The sequence below is a fragment of the Branchiibius hedensis genome, from assembly GCF_900108585.1.
Lineage (GTDB): Bacteria > Actinomycetota > Actinomycetes > Actinomycetales > Dermatophilaceae > Branchiibius > Branchiibius hedensis.
In genome coordinates this window covers 2,872,725-2,891,346 of record NZ_UESZ01000001.1, presented here as the reverse complement: position 1 = coordinate 2,891,346, position 18,622 = coordinate 2,872,725, and the positions used below count along the sequence as shown (strand labels likewise).

Sequence of the window (18,622 nt, the reverse complement as noted above, 5' to 3'; positions counted from 1 at the left end):
CGTCACAAAGGTGGAGTCAGTGTCGCGCTGCCCAGTCGGCGTAGTCGTCGTACTCATCACCGTCGTCCTGGTCACTCTCGGTGACGGACTCCGGCTCGTGCGGGTTCGCATGGCGAAGCTCCCGCTCGAGTGCGTTGAGGTCGGTGTCGGGGGAGAAGTACTTCAGCTCCCGTGCAACCTTGGTCTGCTTGGCTTTGGCCCGGCCGCGCCCCATGGCGAGACCCCCTCATGTCTTGTGTGCCGGGCTGCCGGTCGTCGCAATTGTTGAACTGGGCAGACCAGTCAGACACGTGCGATGTCCGGGGTCCCGGGATCCTGGGCATTTGTCGTGCTGCCAACGGTACCTCAGATGTCACAGGTTTCCCGAACCGGTCGGGCCAAAAGGCCGCGGGTGTCACGCAGCCGGTTCGTCGTCCTTGAGGCGTCGCTGCCCGATCGCCAGGAGTAGACCGATCACGATGAGGGCCGCCAGGGCGCCGATGGCGATGATCCAGGGCGCGTTGTTGGTGCTGTCCGTGGGCTTCTGCTGGGTCGGCAGGCCCGGAGAAGTCACCGCTCCGGGCAGGCCGGCGACGGTACCGCTGCTGGTCGTCGCAGAGGTCGAGGTGGAGGTGGTCGGGGTTGTCCCAGTGAACGAGAACTGGCCGCTGATCGGGTGCCCGTCGGCCGAGGTGACCCGCCACGCGACGGTGTAACTTCCCGCCGGACCGGTGCGCACCTGCTGGGTGACCGTGCGGCCATCGACCTTCGGTACCCCGTTCTGCCACTCCTGGTCGCCGCTCTTGACCACGATGACCGCCCCGACGGAGGCCACCGACTCGTTGAAGGTCAGCGTGATCTGCTTGGGGAAGGAGACCGTGCTGCCGTCGGCGGGGTTGCTCGACACGAGACGGTCGTGCGCGCTCGCGGTGGGCGCACCAGCCAGCAACGTGACCGGCAGCACCAACAGCGCGATCAAGGCGAGCAGGGACCGGGTCGCGGCAGTGCGAAGCATGGCCCAAGTATCCGTTGCGGGTGGGGTGGGCAGCCAATCGCCATCACGACGCGGACCACGCGTGCCAGAGGTCCGCGTACCGGCCGCCGCTTCCGACCAACTCGGCGTGCGTGCCTTCTTCGACGACCTGCCCGGCTTCCATCACCAGGATCCGGTCGGCATCCGCAGCCTGGTTGAGGCGGTGCGCGACGACCACCGCGGCACGATCGCGGACGACCGCCTCGAACGCGCGATCCAGTTGCCGACTGGTGTCACTGCCGGCCTCGGCATTCGCTTCGTCCAACACCACCAGGGTGGGATCCATCAGGTGCACCCGGGCGAGCGCGAGGTGTTGGGCCTGTACGGCGGTCAGCGGCCGACCGCCGCCACCCACCGTGGTCTGTAGGCCGTCGGGCAGGGTGCGGACCCAACCATCGGCACCGACTTCGGTCATCGCCTGCGCGATCTGCTCGTCTGTGGCATCCGGCCGACCCAGTCGCAGGTTGTCGGTGATCGTGCCCGCGAAGACATGGGTCTCCTGGGCGACGAGGGCCACCGGCCGTTGCTCAATCGACGTACCCCAACGAATGGATCCGCTTCGGGCAGTGCGTAATCCGGCGACAAGCGTGGCCAGTGACGACTTACCCGAGCCAGTGGTTCCGACGATGGCGACCTTCTCACCCGGTCCGACGCGAAGGGTGACGTCGCGCAGGACAGCCGGCCCATCGGCGTACCCGAAGGTCACGTCGGTGGCCTCCACGACCTGGTCGGTGCCGGTCGCGAACGTCGGCTCGTGGCGGGGCACGGTCGTGACGCCGACCAGACGCCCGACGCCGGCCGCTGCCTGTTGGAGGGTGTCGAAGGTGGCCAGCACCCCGTTGATCGGTCCGAACAGGCCGGCGAAGAACAGCGCGGCGGCAGTGGCGGCACCGATCGAGGTGCTTCCGCTGCGGACAAGCAGGAAGCCGGTCAGCAGAATCGCTGCGAGACCGACGAATTCAGCGAGGTTGAGTCGGCCCCAGAACCGTGTCATGGTCCGCATCGCCGCCAGTTCGTAACTCATCGACTCTCGCGAAGCGGTCTCGATCCGGTCGCGCTGCTGCCCGGTCAGGCCCAGCGCTCGCAACGTGGGTAGCGCCGTGAACCCGGTGAGTAGCGCGGCGGCGCGTCGACCGTCGGCGGCCCGGCCACCGGCGTAGATCGGCCGGGACCGGCGTAGATACCAGCGCAACGTGTGCGCCTGGATGGGTACGGCGAGCAGGCCTGCCAGCGCGAAGCGCCAGTCGATCGCGGCGAGGCCGATCAACGCCGCGACGATCGCCAGGGCCGAGGTGACGAAGTAGCCCAGCACCTCCGAGGCGGCGTCGGTCACGCGCTCGGCGTCGCCGGAGACCCGGGAGATCAGGTCTCCGGAGCCGCCGGCCTCGACGACGTCGATGGGCAGGTCCACGGCATGGCTGAGCGCATCCTCGCGAAGAGCGCCGACCGCGGGAAAAACCAGGCGGGACAGCAGGAATCGCGCGAAGTAGGTGCAGATGGCTCCGGCGATCACCGCGACGGTCAGCAGCGCAATGGGGATCGTCAACGCGCTCGCCGGGCGACGGTCCACGACCGCCTGGGTGATCCAGCCGATCGCGACGGGAATCGCCAGGTTGAGCAGGCTGACGCCGAGCATCACCAGGATCGTGCCCATGAGCAGCAGTCGTCGCCCGGGCAGCAGCGTGCGCAGATAGCGGCGGATCTGCCGCCCGTCGGCGACGGGGAGGACGGCGGTGGTCATCGCATCACCGCCAGCGCGTAGTCCTGGGTCTGCAACAGCGACTCGTGGCGGTCGATGCGACAGTCATGTGCGCCCAGGTGCACGACCCGGTCGCAGCGAGCCAACCAGGCCGGGCTGGTGGTGATGACCACGGTGAGCTGGTGCTGCCGAAGCCGAGTGACGCCGTCAGCGATATGGTCCTCCGTCGCGGAATCGACTGCGGTCGTAGGGTCGTGGAGCACCAACACCGGTCGGTCGGCCGCCAGGGCCCGAGCCAGAGAGACGCGTTGCCGCTGGCCGCCGGAGAGGCGCTCGCCCTGCTCACCCACGTAGGTTGCGGCACCGTCGGGTGTGCTGGCGACGACCTCATCGACGTACGCCGCTCGTGCCGCACGATCGATGATCGCTGGGTCCGCGGCGACGGCTTCGAGATTCTCCTGGATGGTGCCAGGTAGCAGCGTGGCATCGTGGAAGTTCACCAACGGCCGACCGTCGAGGCGTCCGCCCGAGGGGAGTTCGTCGCCAGCGAGGATGCGCATCAATCGTGCGCAGACTGCAGGATCGTCGCACACGATGCCCGTGCAACCGCGTTCGAAGCTGGCGGTCAGGAGATAGGTCGCGTTGTCACCGAGCGGCAGGTTCTCGACGGTCAGGTGAGGTGGGGCGGTGAGGCAGCGATCGGCGTACGTCCCGCGGCTTTGGACGCGAGGTGCTGGTTCTGCGCGGCTGAACCCGCCGTCGGTATCCAAAGCCGCGACGCGTTCGGCGGAGGCGACCGCGCGGCCGTACACCGATGCCGCTTCGGACACGGTCTGCATCGGGTCGACGAGGAAACGCGCCAGGCCCAGAGCGGCGATCAGGGCTCCGACGGACAGGTGCCCGGTCAGCGCCAACCAACCGCCGATCGCGGCGATGACCACCAGGTAGAGGCCGGACAGCAGGGCGCCCGCCGCCGCCAGGGTGGCTTCGGCGGACATGGCGTGGATCGAGGCTTGCACCGCCTGGTTGCTCACGCGGCGGTAGTCGGCGGCGGCGGGGGCCGTCGCATTGATGCCTTTGAGCACCCGAAGCCCCTTGAGCAGATCCTGCGCGAGGGTGGCGGCGCGAGCCTGCTGCTCCTGCTCGGCGGCGCTGCGCCGGGTGACTCGGCGGGCGATGACTCGCTCGGCGAGAAGCAGGATGACGGTGCCGATCACGACGACAGCGGCCAGCAACACCGAACTGCGCAACAGCAACACGGTCGCGAAGACGATCACGGCGCCGGCCGCGAGACTGCGGGCGAAATCCCGGGCGAAGACCCCGATCCGCATGGCGTCGCTGGAGGCCCGGGTCAGCAGGTCGCCGGGCAGGTGCTCGGTCGTCGCGCCCGAGGCGACCAGACGGTCGGTCAGCCACATTCGGATGCGGTGCTCGATCACTTGCTGGGTGCGTTTGTTGGTGCGCGCGGCGAGGCGGAACGACACCGACAGGAAGAGGAAGTCCGCGCCGAGAACGCCCAACCAGAAGATGATGTCGCGGACGGTCCCGCCGTCGATCGCCTGGCTGATCGTGGCGCCGACGATCACCGGCACCAGCGCTTCACCGAACTGGTGCAGGCTGAAAAGCACCGCAGAGCCGAACAATGGTCGACGTTCGGCGCGAAGGGCCGCTTTGAGGAAGTCCCTGCCCGTCACGGGCGGGGCGGATGAGGTGACGCTCACCCCGGCATCATGTCACCTCAAGTGAGGTAACCCTAAGTCAGCGGGATCGACTCGATCAGACCGGCCTTTGCTGCCAGCGCCTTGTCCGGGTCGTAGTCCGGGGTGGTGCCGATGAACAAGATGTCGTGATCGGGCCCACCCACCACACAGGTCAGCGCCGGCTGGCGGGTCCGGACCCGTTGCAGGATATTGCCGCCCTCGGCGACCCGGGCGCACTCGTTACGCAGTGGATTGGCCACCCAGATCGTCTGCCCGTCGGAGTGCAGCCCGATCCCGTCCGGCGCGATCTGGGTGTTGGAGTACTTCGCCAGTGCCGGTACGTCGACCGCGGCCGAGACGCGTCGGGTCACCCGGCCGAGGGGTCCGGGGTGGTTCAGGGCCGACCACAGCGGCGCCGGGATGAGGCTGGCCCACACTCGCCGGTCGGTGAGCGTGCCGTCGTCGGCGATGGTGAACGCGGTCAGGCGCATGCCCAGGGTTTCGGCGACGACCAGGGTGCGGCCGTCGCCGAGGACGACCATGCCGTTGGGGAACAGCAGTGGGTCGGTCTTACCCAGCAGCTGGCCGTCGGCATCGAAGATCGCCAGCGGCGTGCTCGGCGGGCCGGGCGGGGCGTAGAGCATCGAGTTGGACTGCACTTTGCGCGAGGCGTGCAGGTCGAACCCGAAGTTGCCGACGTAAGCGCGGCCTTCCGGGTCGACGTAGAGGTCGTTACCGTCGCCGCTGGCGATGTCGCTGAAGTCGGCGTGCTGGGCGAGCGAACCGTCGTGCTCAAGGCGGTAGATGATCCGTTCGTCCATGGAGACCGCCAGCAGGCGGCCGTCCGGGAGCCAGCCGATCCCGCTGACCCGGCCGGGCACGCTGGTGACGAATTCCGGGTCACCGTCGAGCGGCTTTCGCCACACGCCGCCGTCGCTGACCATGTCCACGAACCAGAGCGCGTCGTCGTGCCAGCGCAGCGACTCCGGAGCGCCGAGTCCGGACTTCACGATCTGTGTCGTTACTGCCATGGGTTGAGCTTAGGGCTGGGCCGACAGGCCAGGTCGGCAGCGACCCGGCCGTCACAGGGAACCAACAGGATCGCCATGGAGTGCGCTGCTTCTGGATCCCTAATCTCACTGTTCAGCAACGGGATTCGACCCGTCGCGGGAGCCAAGGAGAGTTGTGATGCGCATTAGTCGACGAGCTGCGGTGCAAGGGGTAGTGGCGTCGGCCGCGGCCGGAGTGGCGCTCGCCGCGTGTTCGGATGAGACCGGTACGGCAGCGGCAACGTCGACTGCCACCACGGCGACCGCGGTAGCCGCTGGATCGTTGGCGTTCAACAGCAAAGGCTGGAGTTACGACTCGACCAACGACGTCTACTACCAACTGGGTATCAGTTATGCGGCGAAACCGGCCGCCAAGGACTACGAGACGCTCGGTGTCTACGTGCCGGGCAAGTACCTCACCGCCACCAAGAACAGTGATGGCAGCTACACGGCAACGGTGAACGAGTCCGGGTCGGTCTCCGGTTTCACCGCGAGGACGGCACCGATCGTGCTACCCGTGAACACACCGGGCTACGCCGCCCAGAAACCGCCGACCAAATACAGCTACAACGACGTGTCGAGCTACCTCAAGGCCGGATTCGTTTATGTCGCACCGGGATTGCGTGGCCGCGACTCGCAGAGCAACAGTTACCACGGCAATGCACCGTGGGGCGTGACGGACCTCAAGGCCACGATCCGGTACGTGCGACTCAATCTGGCCGACCTGCCCGGGCGCAAGGACGCGGTCTACGTCTTCGGGATGAGTGGTGGCGGGGCGGAGAGCGTCATTGCCGGTGCCGCCGGCGATTCCGACCTCTACACAGCCCACCTGAATTCGATCGGGGCGGCGATGGCCGACAGCTCCGGCGCAGCGATCAGTGATGCGGTGAACGGTGTGATGGCGTGGTGTCCGATCACCAACCTCGACTACGGCAACGCGGCCTACGAATGGAACATGGGCCAGTTCGCGACAACCGGGACCAGAGCGAGCGGAACCTGGACCGCGGCCTACTCGGGCGACCTCGCGGACTCGTTCGCGGCGTACGTGAACAAGCTTGCCCTGAAAGACAGTTCGGGTACGAACCTCTCGCTCGCCACGTCCTCCAGCGGGCACTACCTGTCGGGCAGCTACTACGACCATCTGATCGAGGTGCTCACGCAGTCACTGAACAACTTCCTGTCGGACACGACCTTCCCCTACACGCCCAACAACCAGACCATGGCCGGTATGGGCGGGGCAGGAGCCCCCGGCGGGTCGGGCGGCCCGCCGTCGGGCGGTGCCCCCAGCGGTGCGCCAACCGGGTCAGCGCCTTCGGGTGGGACAGCGCCCTCCGGTGGCTCCGCGGCGTCCGGCGGGACGAGCGGGAGTTCGTCCACGACGTACAAGACGGTCGCGGACTACATCGACTACCTCAACAGCGACTCGACCTGGGTGAAGTACGACACGACCACCAAGAAGGCGACGGTGCTGAACCTCAGCGGCTTCGTCACGAGTCAGAAGACGCCGAGTAAGGAGGTCGGCGCCTTCGACGGTCCCGACCGATCACGGACTGAGAATGTCGTCCTCGGTTCTGGCACAACGGGATTGCACTTCGCCCAGAACAGCAAGGACGTCATCGCCGCCCACCAGAGCAGCTACGCGAAGCTGACCAACTGGAAGTCGGCGTACGCCGCGTCCGAGTACGCGACCGACTTCGCCAAGACCGACAGTGTGGGCACCACGACACTGGTCCGGCAGGACATGTACAACCCGATGTACTACCTGTCGGACTTCTACAAGGGCTACAAGACCTCGACGGTCGCCCCGCACTGGCGGATCCGCACCGGAGTGATGCAGGGTGATACCGCCAACACCACCGAGATCAATCTCGCCCTGGCGCTGGCCGACCTCGGCATCGATTCGCTCGACTTCGCAACGGTCTGGGGGTTGGGTCACACGATGGCCGAACGTACCGGCGATGCGACGACCAACTTCATCGCCTGGGTGAAGAAGACCGCGGCGGCCTGATCGGGTGCTAGCCTTTGCCACTGCGAAGGGGAGTAGCCCGGTCACCTCCTGGTGACAGAGCTGGTCGACATACTGGCGCCATGCGCCCGGCCAGTTCGCCGTATCTGCGGTGGGCGAGACCTTCGGCCAGAACCAGCTGGCCGAGGTCTGTCCCGTGGCCCTCGGCCCTGACCGAGGAAGCCCCATGACAGCTACGTCACCTCCCGGACCACGTGTCCTGATTCGCTCCCTGCTGATCGCCGGCGTCATCGCCATTCCCGCGATCGTGCTGCGGCTGAGCTCCGCGCACCCGTTGCCGCTGATCCAGTTGCTCGTCTTCGGTGCCGCGGTCGTGGCGGCATCCTTCGTGTTGGCCTGGGCCGCCGAGGCGGCCCAGGTGGACGTGTCCGGTGGCCTGGCGATCGCCGTACTCGCCCTGATCGCCGTGCTGCCCGAGTACGCCGTTGACCTCTACTACGCCTACACGGCCGGCTCGAACCCCGACTATGTGCAGTACGCCGCGGCGAACATGACCGGGTCCAACCGCCTCCTGCTCGGGTTGGGTTGGCCGCTGGTGGTCCTGGTCTCGCTCTACGTGGCCAATCGGGTGTCCGACCGCCCGGTGACCGCGTTGGCGTTGGAGGCCGGGAACCGGATGGAGCTGGGCTTTCTGCTCATCGCCGGCATCGTGGCCTTCATCATCCCGATCACCGGACAGATCCACCTCGTGCTCGGTGTCGCGCTGATCGCCTGGTTCGGCTTCTACATGTTCAAGCTGACCCGCGGCGAGGCCGAGGAGCCGGACCTGATCGGCACCGCCGCCGCGATCGGTGGTCTGGCGCAGCGGCCGCGACGCATCACCGTCGTCGCACTGTTCGTGTTCGCCGCCGTCGTGATCCTGGCCAGCGCCGAACCGTTCGCCGAATCTCTTGTCGCCTCCGGCAAGGAGTTCGGCATCGACGAATTCCTCTTGGTGCAGTGGCTGGCCCCGCTGGCCTCCGAGGCGCCGGAGTTCATCATCGCGGTGCTGTTCGCGTGGCGGGGCAAGGGCACGGCGGCCATCGCCACCCTGGTCTCCTCCAAGATCAACCAGTGGACCTTGCTGATCGGGTCGCTGCCCATCGCCTATATGGCGGGCGGCGGTCAGGCCGCATTGGTGCTGGACGACCGGCAGGTCGAGGAGGTCTTCCTCACGGCCGCGCAAACCTTGATGGGCATCTCGATCTTGCTGGGGCTGCGGTTCCACCGTTGGGCGGCGTGGACGTTGCTGGGGCTCTTCGTGGTGCAGTTCGCGGTGACCGGCACCCAGGGCCGGCTGATCCTGTCGGTGATCTATCTGGTGATTGCGGTCGGGGTGGCCGTCGTGCAGCGCAAGCATCTGCTGCCGACGCTACTGGCGCCGTTCCGTAAAACGCCCGCCTGATGCCGTGATGGCGACCGCCGTCAGGGTCAGCACGGCGGTTGCCACCAACCAGCCGCCGATGACGTCGCTGGTCCAGTGGAAACCCAAGTAGACCCGGGACCAGCCGACGCCGAGCGCCAGCACGACAGCGCCGGCCACGATCGCCGCCCGGGCCAGCCGATGGCGGATCGTGCGCAGGAGCAGCAGTGTCAGCACACCGAGGAAGACCGCTGACCCGGCGGAGTGTCCGGAGGGGAAGGAGAACGAGTTCGGCGGCGCACCCAGCATCTCGGCCACGGGCGGCCGCGATCGGCGTACCAGATGCTTCACCACCGTCACGGTCAGGCCGGTGACCCCAAGACTCAGCCCCAGCGCGAGTGGCCCGAGGTAGTCGCGACGGATCGCCATCAGCAGCGCGGCGGCGGCGGCGGCGAGTACGGCGACGACGCTCACCCGGCCGAGGTTGGTCACGGCGTGCGCGATGGTGGTGAGGCTCGGCGTACGGGCGGCATCGACGGCGTCCTCGATGCGTCGGTCCAGGTGCACCAGGCCGGTGTTGGTCCGCACCTGGATCGCCAGGAGGACGAAAAGAACGACCGCCCCGATGATGATCCCGAGGGCGGTGGTGTGGTGCCGCACATCGCGGCGACGTGAAGGCATCTGTGGCCAGAGACGGGGTCGAACCGCCGACCTAGCGATTTTCAGTCGCTCGCTCTACCAACTGAGCTATCTGGCCGAACTTCACACCCACGAGTGGGTATGAAAAGCGACCCCGACGGGACTCGAACCCGCGACCTCCGCCGTGACAGGGCGGCGCGCTAACCAACTGCGCTACGGGGCCTTGGTGACAAGACCTGCATGTTGCCATGCGTATCCCCAACGGGATTCGAACCCGTGCTGCCGCCGTGAAAGGGCGGTGTCCTAGGCCTCTAGACGATGGGGACCTACTCGAGGTCCCGCACCGTGTCTTTAGCCAGGCAGCCCGGTTCCGTCGAGGACTCCGCAACTATAGGCGAGGCGCGCCCTAACCACCAAAACGGTTAGCCCAGGCCAGTAACTCTTCGACCGGCCAGGTGTCGATGATCCGCTCCGCCGGCACCCCGAGGGCCTCCGCGCGAGCGCACCCGTACTGCTGGAAGTCCAGTTGTCCCGGGGCGTGCGCGTCGCTGTCGATGGAGAACAAGCAGCCCATCTCCAGCGCCATCGTCAGGAGCTCATCGGGGGGATCCTGGCGCTCGGGGCGGGAGTTGATCTCGACTGCGGTGTCGTGCTCGAGACACGCCTGGAACACGGCCTGAGCATCGAACGTCGACTGTTTACGTTTGCCCCGGTCGCCTTCGACGAGGCGGCCGGTGCAATGCCCCAGGATGTTCACCCGCGGGTTGCTGACGGCGGCCACCATGCGTCGGGTCATCGGGGCCCTGTCCATCGCCAGCTTCGAATGCACTGAGGCGACTCGGACAGCCAGCCGGTCCAGCATCGCGTCGGTCTGGTCGAGCGAACCGTCGTCGAGGATGTCGACCTCGATCCCGGGCAGCAACCGGAAGTCGGAGACGTGCGCGTTGATGGTCTCGATGACGCCGAGTTGCTGGGTCAGCCGCTCCACCGACAACCCGTTGGCCACCCGCAGCCGCGGCGAGTGATCGGTCAGCACCAGGTACTCGTGCCCCAGTTCGATGGCCGTGGCGACCATCTCCTGGATCGGGGACCCGCCGTCGCTCCAGTCCGAGTGGCAGTGGCAGTCCCCGCGCAGGGCCCCGCGCAATTCCTCGCCGCCGTCGACGAGGTGTTCAGGCGACTCCTGCTCCAGCTTGGCCAGATAGTCCGGCGTCTGCCCGTCCAGCGTCTGCTGGATCACCAGTGCCGTCGCCGACCCGATGCCGGGTAGGTCCTCCAACCGCCCCTGTTCGTACGCCGCGGCGAGCTCCTGCGGCGACAGCCCGGCAACCGTGTCGGCAGCGTTGCGGAACGCCTTGATCCGGTAGGTCCCTTTGCGGCCGCGCTCCATCAGGAAGGCAATGCGGCGCAGCGCGTCAAGAGGTTCAAGGCCGTCGGGCGTGGTCACCCCTCAACCCTGCCACCGCGGCGTACGCCGATGGGTAGGGTGCACGCGATGAGGTTCTGGTTGGTGCCCCTTGCGTTGGCGCTGGGTGCTGCCGTGGTCTGGTGGGTCCGGCGCCGGATCGCCGCAACGTACGTCGAGTGGCTGCTCCGGCGCGCGAACGGTGACCCCCAGCGGGCCCGGCGAGCCGTCGTTGTCAGCCAGGTTGCCGCACTGGTGGCAGCGCTCGTCGTACTCGCACTCGCGGTTTATGCCGAGCAGTGGAATCGCTGGTTCTGGCTGCGAATCCCGTTGTGTGCGTTGGTGATTGCAACCTATGTGCCGCTAGCTGTATCGCTCGCTCCGGCGAGGTTTCGCTGGCAGCGGTCAGCGGCGATGAAAGTCCTCGAACGCGGCGCAAGCGTGCCCGTTGCGGATGCGGTCGCCCGAGCCGGACGGGCCTTCGCGCCGATCGGTTCGGTGGTCTTCTTGGTCTCGGCGCTATTGCTCAGCTGGCACCATCTGCAGTCGTAGCGGCCACGTTCGTGCCGGCGGGCGGGTTCGGCCGGGGCACGACGCCACGGGCCCGCTCGGCAATGGCGGCCTGGATCTTGGGCCGTAGCGTGTTGACGGCAAAGACCACCGCGACCACTCCGAGCGACATGACCAGGCGCGGCTGACGGACGCCTCGCTTGGTCAGCAGGGCCTCGACCTTCTGGTCGGCCTTGAGGGCCAATCCCGAGGTGACCAGGGCGAACCCAGCAGCGGTCGCTCCTGCGAACGGTGCTGCGGTCTGGGCCTGGCCAACGACCGCGGAGGCGCGGGCCGGCAGTTTGTTGTCGACGACGCCGGGCATCCGATCGCCGACCAGCGCGGCCAGCGAGGTCGCGGTCCGGGCAAGTGAAACCCCGCGGCGCGCTGAACGGGGGATACGGGCCGGAGACACCAGGGTGATCGCGCCGGCGGTCAGGGCGCTGATCGCGTTGCGGACCAGCGGGCTGGAAGCGCTCAAATCTGCCATGACGCCCACTCTAGGCGGGCCCCGGACGGGCCCGCCCAACCCGGCAACACGCAAGGCAGCTTGCAGAGGGCTTTCAGCACGCCGACCTACCGTTGCTGTGCAGCAGTTGTGAAAGGCGGGCCTCGGGGGCCAGTCGACGAAGCACGACGGGAAGACGGCATGGCCGACATCGGACGACGCGCAGTACTTGGTGGCGGGTTGGCAGCAGGAGCGGCGTCAGCCCTTGCTGCCTGTAGCAACCCCGACGGCGCACCGCCCGCGGCGGCTCGTCGAACCCGTCCCCCGGGACCGGGTCCGTCCACCGTCACCCCGAGCGGCATCCGACTGATCGGGGACGGATCCACCTCGGACACCGGGCCACAACCGCACCAGCCGACCTGGCAGAAACTCGGGCCCGGGGACACGCCACCACAACTGGTCGTCATCTCCTGGGATGGCGCCGGCAACCTCAAGGGCAAGATGCTGCTCGACCGGTTCCGCGGGATCGCCAAGGAGACCGGTGCGTCCATGACGCTCTTCCTGTCCGGGCTGTGGTTCCTGCCGTCGGCCAAGAAGTCGCTCTATCACCCGCCGAACAAGCCCGTCGGAGCCTCCGCGATCGGCTACTTCGACGATCACTCGGTCCACGAGACGATCCGCGGGATCGGTGAGGCCTGGCACGAGGGACATGAGGTGGGCACGCATTTCAACGGTCACTTTTGCGACCCCAAAGGGGTCGGGTCCTGGACGCCAGAGCAATGGAAGGACGAGATCGCGCAGGCGAAGTCGTTCGTGCAGAACTGGAAAACCAACACCGGCTTCACCGATCTGCCTGCGCTGCCGTTCGATTACGAGAGAGAACTGATCGGTAGCCGGGCTCCGTGTCTGCAAGGCAGTGAGAACCTACGCATTGCGGCGTCCCAGTTGGGCTGGCGCTACGACTCCAGTGCCAACGGCATTCAGATGTGGCCGAAGAAGGTTCGTAACCTGTGGGCCGTTGATCTGCAGTCGATTCCGTTCGCTGGCCACCCGAATCGACAGGTGTTGTCGATGGACTACAACATGATGTTCAACCAGTCCAAGGTGACGCAGGGTCCGGTAAGCATGCACGCCACCTGGAAGCAGCAGACCATCGACTCCTACATGGCCGGCTTCAACCGCGTCTACAACTCCAACCGGGCACCGCTGATCATCGGCAACCACTTCGAGACTTGGAACGCTGGCATCTATATGGATGCGGTCGAAGAGGTCATGCACGAGGTGTCGAAGAAGCCCAACACGCACATCGTGTCGTTCCGCCAGTTGGCCGACTATCTCGATCTGCAGGATCCGGCGATCCTGGCGCGGCTACGGACGCTGCCTTTCGGAACCAAGCCACCGGGTGGGTGGGCAGAGTTCCTGCAACCGCTGAGAGGTGCTGAGCCAGCTAGTAGTTGGATGAGTTGACCTCGGTCAGTCACACTGGTCGATCGTAGTGGTGACGTCCGTAACCGACGGGCGGCGCGGCGTACTGGAGAAGCCGAAGTCGGGCGTGGGGTCGACCGGCGCGAGGGCGCCCAAGTCCTGGCCCTGCCAGGTCCCCGACAGGCTCTCGATCGCCCGTACGTCGTGTGCCCCGTAATACTCGCGACGTCCGCCCCCAGCCGTTCCCCGGGTCCGTACGCCGCGCAACAGGATTCGCGCGATCGGATCGGTGACGGCGGTGAGTGCCGGGGCGGCGGAGACGCTGCGCGGAATCGGCCGCAGCAGGGCGCCCAACACGGTCCGTCGGCCGATGCCCAGGCGGACCGATAAGCCGCCACCGTCGAAGTCCCACTGTTTGTCGCGGGGCGTGAAGCGGATGTCGGCGACCGTCACCGAGTCGAATTGGTAAGTCTGCGAGACGTACTCAGCGATCTCGTGGGTGGGCGCAATCAGGACCCGGTGGCCGGCGGCGTTCGCGACCATCGCATCGGTGAAGCTACCGAAAGGTGACTGCGGCCAGTGCCCGATGACGACCCGCACGCCGCTGGTGCTTCCTACCCCGGCGATCTGGCCGCGGAAGCGGTCCAGGGTCACGCGGGCTGCCTCATGGTTCTAACGTAACCGTGTGCCGGCGGGGGCTCTTCGGCACACACACCCGAAGCGGCGGGGTTGTCCTTCCTTGGTCGCCCGCCAATACTTGGGGAATCCTGAAAACAAGCCACCAATGTTCTGGGAAGAGTATCGCAACGGTCGTGGTTACGCCTTGTGCTCGTTGAGCCCAGCGGTGATCACATGTCCTCGAAAGTCATTGAGCAGCATACTCTTTCGCGCGTTGGCGCAATTCTCACTCTTGAGGTTGCGTGATGGGTTCCCTGCTTGGCGGACAGCAACGCGCCGAGGCGAGAAATTGCGGCGTATCGACAGGTTGCGCTCAATTGTCTGCCAGGTTGTGTGCTGCCTGAGTTGCTGCCGTGTGGTGGCCGGGTGTGGCTGAAGGGTCGTTCGGGGCATGCGCGTGTGGTTGGGGTCGTTGCGGTGGTTGTCGTTCGCGGTGCTCGCGGTTCTGGTGGGGTTTGTCGGGCTGGATTGTGTTGCGCCGCCGCGCGCGGATGCTGACACGCCGGTCGCGGCGGGTGAGTACGTGCCGGTGGCCTCGACTCGGTTGATGGATACCCGGTCTTCGGGTGGCGCGTTGGTGGCGGGTGAGACGCGGAATGTGACGGTGACCGGGGTTGCTGGGGTTCCTGCGTCGGGGGTGTCGGCGGTGTCGGTGACGATCGCGGGGTCGGGTGCTACGGCGGATACGTGGTTCACGGCGTTCGCTGCTGGCGCGACGAGGCCGGGGATCTCGCAGCTGACCGTGCCGCAGGGTACCTATAGCGTCGCGAACACGGCGATTGTGCCGGTGGGTGCGAACGGGCAGATTTCGATTTATAACTACGCCGGGTCGGCGAATTTGATTGTTGATATCGGCGGCTATTACGACAACAACCAGGCCACGAGTGCCGGTGGGACGTTTGTTCCGTTGAACCCGGCACGGATCGTGGATTCGCGATCTGGGCTGGGCACGACGAAGGCGAAGTGGGGTGCTGGGGAGACCCGTGCGGTGCAGGTCACGGGGCAGGGTGGCGTGCCCTCTTCGGGGGTGTCGGCGGTCGTGGTGAATGTCACTGGTTCGGGGCCGTCGGCGAATTCGTGGATGCGGGCGTGGGGTGCTGGGTCCGCGCCGTCGACGTCGATGCTGAATTTGACCGCGGGGCAGGATGCCGGGGCGATGGTGCAGTCTGGCCTGACTTCGGATGGGAAGTTGAACCTGTATTTGTCGGCGGGGTCGGTTGATGTGCTGGTCGATGTGGAGGGGTACTACCTGACGCCGGATCACGACGCGCAGAACTATTTTGTCCCGATTGCCCCGACTCGGATCTTGGCGACCAGCAGTGGTCTGAATGTGAAGGCGGGCAAGGTGACGCCGGGGTCGAGTGTCACGGTCCCGGTGCGTGGTGTGGCGGTGAACTCCTCGACGGTGGTGCCGAACAGTAAGAGCGTTTCAGCGGTCGTCGTGTCCCTGACGGAGGCGCATAACAACGCGGGTGGGTTCCTGACCGCCTACCCGACGGATCAGGCGCGCCCGAACGCGTCGGTGATGAACTACCAGTCTGGGGTCTGTCCGAAACTTTGTGTAAGTGGCTTGGCGTGACGTCCCTGGCTTTGGCTGGGGCGGAAGGAAGATCGCGTCATGTCTGATGAGCAAGCGCATGGTGAGTTGGTGGCGAGGTCGTCGGCCGAGTCGGTTGACGTTGATGATCTGGCGCAGCAGCTGGTCGCTTCGGCGGTCGAGCGGCAGGTCGCTTTGACCGGTGAGGGTGGGTTGTTGACGACGCTGACGCGGCGGGTCCTGCAGGCAGCCCTGGAGGCCGAGATGAGCGCCCACCTGGGGTATGACAAGCACGCGGTCAACGGCCGCGATGGCGGCAACTCCCGCAATGGCTCCAGCCCCAAGACGGTGCGCACCGAGATCGGGGACGTGCAGATCCAGGTTCCGCGGGATCGGGCCGGCACGTTCGAACCGCAGATCGTGCCCAAGCACCAGCGCCGCCTGGCCGGGTTCGATGAGGCCGTGATTTCGCTGTACGCGAAGGGCATGACCACCGGGGACATCGCCGCTCACCTGTCCCAGGTGTACGACACCGATGTTTCCCGGGACCTGGTCTCGCGGGTCACCGACCAGGTCCTGGGTGACATGAAGGCGTGGTCGGCGCGTCCGTTGGACGCGATCTACCCGGTGATCCTGATCGACGCGATCGTGCTGAAGGTCCGCGAAGGGACGGTCGCGAACCGTCCGGTGTATGTGGCAATCGGTATAGACCTCAACGGTTTCCGCGATGTCCTGGGGTTGTGGGTCGGCCCATCGGGTGGGGAAGGAGCCAAGCAGTGGATGAACATGCTGTCGGACTTGAAGAATCGTGGCATCCTCGATGCGTGCATCGTGTGCTGCGACGGCCTCAAAGGCTTGCCCGAGGCGATCACGGCGACCTGGCCGGCCGCCACGGTGCAAACGTGTGTGGTGCATTTGGTCCGCAACAGTCTGCGGTACGCCTCCAAGAAGTACTGGCAGGCCATCACCCGCGACCTCAAGCGGATCTACACCGCCCCGTCGCTGGCGGCGGCCGAAACCGAGTTCGAGACCTTCGCGCAGCAGTGGGAACCGCTGTATCCGGCGATGGTGCGGATGTGGCGCAACTCCTGGACCGAGTTCATCCCGTTCCTGGACTTCCCTGTCGAGGTCCGCAAACTGATCTATACGACCAACGGGATCGAGTCGTTGAACGCCCGGTTCCGGGCAGCGACACGTCGACGGGGCCATTTCCCGGACGAGCAATCCGCGTTGAAGGTGCTCTACCTCGCGGTGTTGGAGCGGCAGAAGAACCGACCCAACCCCACCGGGCAGATCGCCGGCTGGAAGAACATCCTGAACGTACTATCCATGACCTACGGCGACCGCCTAGGTCTGAACTAGCCGATGCCACTTACACAAAGAATCAGACGGACCCCGTAGATCCAATCGACAATTTCGATCTCACTGGAAAATTTGGCTTTGGATGGTTGAAGTCAATTGTACATGCCGTAAAGAAGCACTGGCGAGGAATTGCCGAGGGTGCAGCTTTCGGCACCTGTGTATTTTTTAGCGCCGGAGCGTGTCTTGCCGCTGGAGCCCTAGTCACTGGGGCGGAGTACTGGTCTGATGCACGGCGATATGGCTGGAGGGACCACCGCGCCGTTGTGCCAGCCCTTTTGAACGGGGGATTTGCTGTACTAGGTGGCGCGGCGGGCCGACTGCTAGATCGCGGATTTGGTTCGGCAGAACGAAACGGCCTCGGTGAGTGGAGTCGGCCGGGTCGTACTATTTTCCGGAGGCGGCCAACGGTTCGGCCTAATTTCTACAGAACGAAATTCAACGCCGGGGTAGGGGTGTCACAGCTAGGATTTCAATCCTATTTTAACCATCGCTGGGACTACACGTGAACGGCACGAGTAGAGGAAGATAATTTTGGGCGGGAATTATCGACGATGAGTAAAAGTGTGAAGAGATACAGAAACATCAGCAATGCGGTGGCCGGAAACATCGCTCCAGTTGGGTTGTTTCTACTGGTCATTTCTAATGACCCTATGGCACTCTTTCATCCACCGGAAAAATACTTCTATGCAGGTCTTGCTTCCTTGGTGGCGGTCTTTACCTCAGCATTGATGGGGGTTCTCATTTATGTCTGGTTCGGCAGGCCATACATAGATCTATTGGCTACAAGTGTGGTGGTTCGAAATCCGATCAGGGTCTGGTGCATCGATCGGCGAGACATTGAAGAGGTTGTTCGTGGATTCCGCTGCTGGAAGCTCCGTCTAAGGAGCGGAGGGCTCGTGACCGTCGCCGGCTGGGAGCAGAGTGTGGCGATGTCGATGCGGGGTGCGGTACCTCCCGGCCTCCAGGCCATAATTGTTGACCAATGGCAAGAGGACGAGGGATGCACACCCATAATCGAAAAAGTGGTGATGCAATGGAAGTTTATCGACTGTCGATCGATTATCTATTTGCTGCCGACCGTGGTCTATGCGGGTTTCGCACTGTATCACGCTAAAGTTTTGTAGGTGGTGGGGTGTGAAGAGCCATCAAGACCCGCCTGCCTTCGGCCAGGACAGCGTCGTTAGCGGTGTTCCACGCGACCCCGAGACCTTCGGCGACCCGGGCCACGGTCAGGTGCGCCACCACGATCCCTTCCAACGCCCACCGCAGCCCACCGCGGGACAGCTTCGCCTTGGGATCTGCCGCCGCGGTGGTGTCTTGGCGCCACACGTGCCCGCACCCGGTGCACCGGTACCGGCGCACCGTGACCAGCAACGTGGTGGGTCGCCAGCCCAGCGGTTCGTGGGCCAGGCGCCGGGTCACCGTGTCCCGGGGTGTCCCTTCGCAGCCACAGCGGCGGCACCACTGATCCGGTTCCACGACCCGGCACGCCAACACCGCACGATCCGGCTCCAGCCGTTGGCCGGTCACCACCAAGCCGAGCCCCTCGAATCGGGCGAACGTAGTCAGATCAGGGCAAGCGAAGGTAGTTTCAGGCACGTCGAGGTCTTCCAGATGGTCAGTGTGAGAACTTCCATCTTCGGGGGACCTCGACGTCTACCCCGCGCCGGCCCTGGTTACACCGTCAACTGTGAAGAGCCGGTTAAGCGGCCGAGCGCATCCCGTTCCTGGACTTCCCTGTCGAGGCCCGC

General features: G+C 65.8%; 17 protein-coding genes, 3 tRNA genes and 1 pseudogene. 7 read left to right on the top strand and 14 right to left on the bottom strand.

What is annotated here, in order from left to right:
* Positions 1-16: 16 nt before the first annotated feature.
* The 5 genes from DR843_RS13990 to DR843_RS13970 all read right to left on the bottom strand — a co-directional run bounded on the left by DR843_RS13990 (position 17) and on the right by DR843_RS13970 (position 5,442).
* A complete protein-coding gene (locus DR843_RS13990; protein ID WP_109686750.1) occupies positions 17-214 on the bottom strand; it encodes a DUF3073 domain-containing protein in 198 nt (65 codons plus the stop codon).
* A gap of 180 nt (positions 215-394) precedes the next feature.
* Complete coding sequence (locus DR843_RS13985) at positions 395-994, bottom strand: copper resistance CopC family protein (RefSeq protein WP_109686748.1); 600 nt, start codon at positions 992-994, stop codon at positions 395-397.
* A gap of 43 nt (positions 995-1,037) precedes the next feature.
* Entirely contained in the window at positions 1,038-2,753 is a 1,716-nt protein-coding gene (locus tag DR843_RS13980; RefSeq protein WP_109686746.1) for an ABC transporter ATP-binding protein, read from the bottom strand.
* The gene (locus DR843_RS13975; protein ID WP_109686744.1) at positions 2,750-4,432 is read right to left on the bottom strand and encodes an ABC transporter transmembrane domain-containing protein; all 1,683 of its coding nucleotides are present in this window, start codon (positions 4,430-4,432) and stop codon (positions 2,750-2,752) included. The genes DR843_RS13980 and DR843_RS13975 overlap by 4 nt, the downstream gene beginning before the upstream one ends.
* Positions 4,433-4,464: 32 nt before the next feature.
* Positions 4,465-5,442: an SMP-30/gluconolactonase/LRE family protein gene (locus DR843_RS13970; RefSeq protein WP_109686742.1), complete on the bottom strand. Its 978-nt coding sequence runs from the start codon at positions 5,440-5,442 to the stop codon at positions 4,465-4,467.
* Positions 5,443-5,599: 157 nt separating this feature from the next.
* Between DR843_RS13970 and DR843_RS13965 the strand changes: the two genes are divergently transcribed.
* Positions 5,600-7,468: a subtype A tannase gene (locus DR843_RS13965; RefSeq protein WP_109686740.1), complete on the top strand. Its 1,869-nt coding sequence runs from the start codon at positions 5,600-5,602 to the stop codon at positions 7,466-7,468.
* Positions 7,469-7,652: 184 nt separating this feature from the next.
* The gene (locus DR843_RS13960; RefSeq protein ID WP_109686738.1) at positions 7,653-8,870 is read left to right on the top strand and encodes a sodium:proton exchanger; all 1,218 of its coding nucleotides are present in this window, start codon (positions 7,653-7,655) and stop codon (positions 8,868-8,870) included.
* Here DR843_RS13960 and DR843_RS13955 read toward each other — a convergent pair.
* The 5 genes from DR843_RS13955 to DR843_RS13935 form a co-directional block, all read right to left on the bottom strand.
* Entirely contained in the window at positions 8,838-9,509 is a 672-nt protein-coding gene (locus DR843_RS13955) for a phosphatase PAP2 family protein (protein ID WP_109686736.1), read from the bottom strand. The two genes, DR843_RS13960 and DR843_RS13955, sit on opposite strands and share 33 nt — an antisense overlap.
* Before the next feature lie 3 nt (positions 9,510-9,512).
* Positions 9,513-9,585: transfer RNA gene (locus DR843_RS13950), tRNA-Phe, on the bottom strand.
* Positions 9,586-9,616: 31 nt separating this feature from the next.
* Positions 9,617-9,690 (bottom strand) — tRNA-Asp (locus DR843_RS13945).
* Between the two features lie 30 nt (positions 9,691-9,720).
* A tRNA-Glu gene (locus tag DR843_RS13940) sits at positions 9,721-9,793 on the bottom strand.
* An 80-nt stretch (positions 9,794-9,873) separates the two neighbouring features.
* Positions 9,874-10,914 carry a PHP domain-containing protein gene (locus DR843_RS13935; RefSeq protein WP_281268856.1) on the bottom strand — a complete coding sequence of 347 codons (1,041 nt, stop codon included), beginning with the start codon at positions 10,912-10,914 and terminating at the stop codon, positions 9,874-9,876.
* 48 nt (positions 10,915-10,962) lie between these two features.
* Between DR843_RS13935 and DR843_RS13930 the strand changes: the two genes are divergently transcribed.
* Complete coding sequence (locus DR843_RS13930) at positions 10,963-11,424, top strand: hypothetical protein (protein ID WP_109686734.1); 462 nt, start codon at positions 10,963-10,965, stop codon at positions 11,422-11,424.
* Here DR843_RS13930 and DR843_RS13925 read toward each other — a convergent pair.
* Complete coding sequence (locus DR843_RS13925; protein WP_109686732.1) at positions 11,399-11,911, bottom strand: hypothetical protein; 513 nt, start codon at positions 11,909-11,911, stop codon at positions 11,399-11,401. The genes DR843_RS13930 and DR843_RS13925 overlap by 26 nt on opposite strands.
* 159 nt (positions 11,912-12,070) lie before the next feature.
* Here DR843_RS13925 and DR843_RS13920 point away from each other — a divergent pair, with 159 nt between their 5' ends.
* The gene (locus DR843_RS13920; protein WP_109686730.1) at positions 12,071-13,336 is read left to right on the top strand and encodes a polysaccharide deacetylase family protein; all 1,266 of its coding nucleotides are present in this window, start codon (positions 12,071-12,073) and stop codon (positions 13,334-13,336) included.
* 6 nt (positions 13,337-13,342) lie between these two features.
* Here DR843_RS13920 and DR843_RS13915 read toward each other — a convergent pair whose 3' ends face one another.
* Together DR843_RS13915 and DR843_RS20125 are read right to left on the bottom strand one after the other, a co-directional pair.
* Complete coding sequence (locus DR843_RS13915) at positions 13,343-13,948, bottom strand: hypothetical protein (protein WP_109686728.1); 606 nt, start codon at positions 13,946-13,948, stop codon at positions 13,343-13,345.
* 162 nt (positions 13,949-14,110) lie between these two features.
* Entirely contained in the window at positions 14,111-14,668 is a 558-nt protein-coding gene (locus tag DR843_RS20125) for a hypothetical protein (protein WP_170119874.1), read from the bottom strand.
* A gap of 46 nt (positions 14,669-14,714) precedes the next feature.
* Here DR843_RS20125 and DR843_RS13910 point away from each other — a divergent pair, with 46 nt between their 5' ends.
* From DR843_RS13910 to DR843_RS19840, 3 genes are all read left to right on the top strand, one after another.
* On the top strand, positions 14,715-15,551 hold the full coding sequence (locus DR843_RS13910; RefSeq protein WP_170119873.1) for a hypothetical protein: 837 nt from the start codon (positions 14,715-14,717) through the stop codon (positions 15,549-15,551).
* A gap of 39 nt (positions 15,552-15,590) precedes the next feature.
* Entirely contained in the window at positions 15,591-16,871 is a 1,281-nt protein-coding gene (locus DR843_RS13905) for an IS256 family transposase (protein WP_172461486.1), read from the top strand.
* Between the two features lie 551 nt (positions 16,872-17,422).
* Complete coding sequence (locus DR843_RS19840) at positions 17,423-17,995, top strand: hypothetical protein (RefSeq protein WP_146202587.1); 573 nt, start codon at positions 17,423-17,425, stop codon at positions 17,993-17,995.
* Positions 17,996-18,014: 19 nt separating this feature from the next.
* Here DR843_RS19840 and DR843_RS13895 read toward each other — a convergent pair.
* A pseudogene (locus tag DR843_RS13895) lies at positions 18,015-18,470 on the bottom strand (ISL3 family transposase); the annotation flags it as partial.
* Positions 18,471-18,622: the final 152 nt, after the last annotated feature.

Bases quoted from the DNA above. Each gene is read 5' to 3' on its own strand.
- DR843_RS19840 (WP_146202587.1), top strand. From the start codon at position 17,423: ATGAGTAAAAGTGTGAAGAGATACAGAAACATCAGCAATGCGGTGGCC.
- DR843_RS13970 (WP_109686742.1), bottom strand. From the start codon at position 5,442: ATGGCAGTAACGACACAGATCGTGAAGTCCGGACTCGGCGCTCCGGAG.
- DR843_RS13925 (WP_109686732.1), bottom strand. From the start codon at position 11,911: ATGGCAGATTTGAGCGCTTCCAGCCCGCTGGTCCGCAACGCGATCAGC.
- DR843_RS13985 (WP_109686748.1), bottom strand. From the start codon at position 994: ATGCTTCGCACTGCCGCGACCCGGTCCCTGCTCGCCTTGATCGCGCTG.
- DR843_RS13930 (WP_109686734.1), top strand. From the start codon at position 10,963: ATGAGGTTCTGGTTGGTGCCCCTTGCGTTGGCGCTGGGTGCTGCCGTG.
- DR843_RS13960 (WP_109686738.1), top strand. From the start codon at position 7,653: ATGACAGCTACGTCACCTCCCGGACCACGTGTCCTGATTCGCTCCCTG.
- DR843_RS13980 (WP_109686746.1), bottom strand. From the start codon at position 2,753: ATGACCACCGCCGTCCTCCCCGTCGCCGACGGGCGGCAGATCCGCCGC.
- DR843_RS13920 (WP_109686730.1), top strand. From the start codon at position 12,071: ATGGCCGACATCGGACGACGCGCAGTACTTGGTGGCGGGTTGGCAGCA.
- DR843_RS13965 (WP_109686740.1), top strand. From the start codon at position 5,600: ATGCGCATTAGTCGACGAGCTGCGGTGCAAGGGGTAGTGGCGTCGGCC.
- DR843_RS13955 (WP_109686736.1), bottom strand. From the start codon at position 9,509: ATGCCTTCACGTCGCCGCGATGTGCGGCACCACACCACCGCCCTCGGG.
- DR843_RS13905 (WP_172461486.1), top strand. From the start codon at position 15,591: ATGTCTGATGAGCAAGCGCATGGTGAGTTGGTGGCGAGGTCGTCGGCC.
- DR843_RS13990 (WP_109686750.1), bottom strand. From the start codon at position 214: ATGGGGCGCGGCCGGGCCAAAGCCAAGCAGACCAAGGTTGCACGGGAG.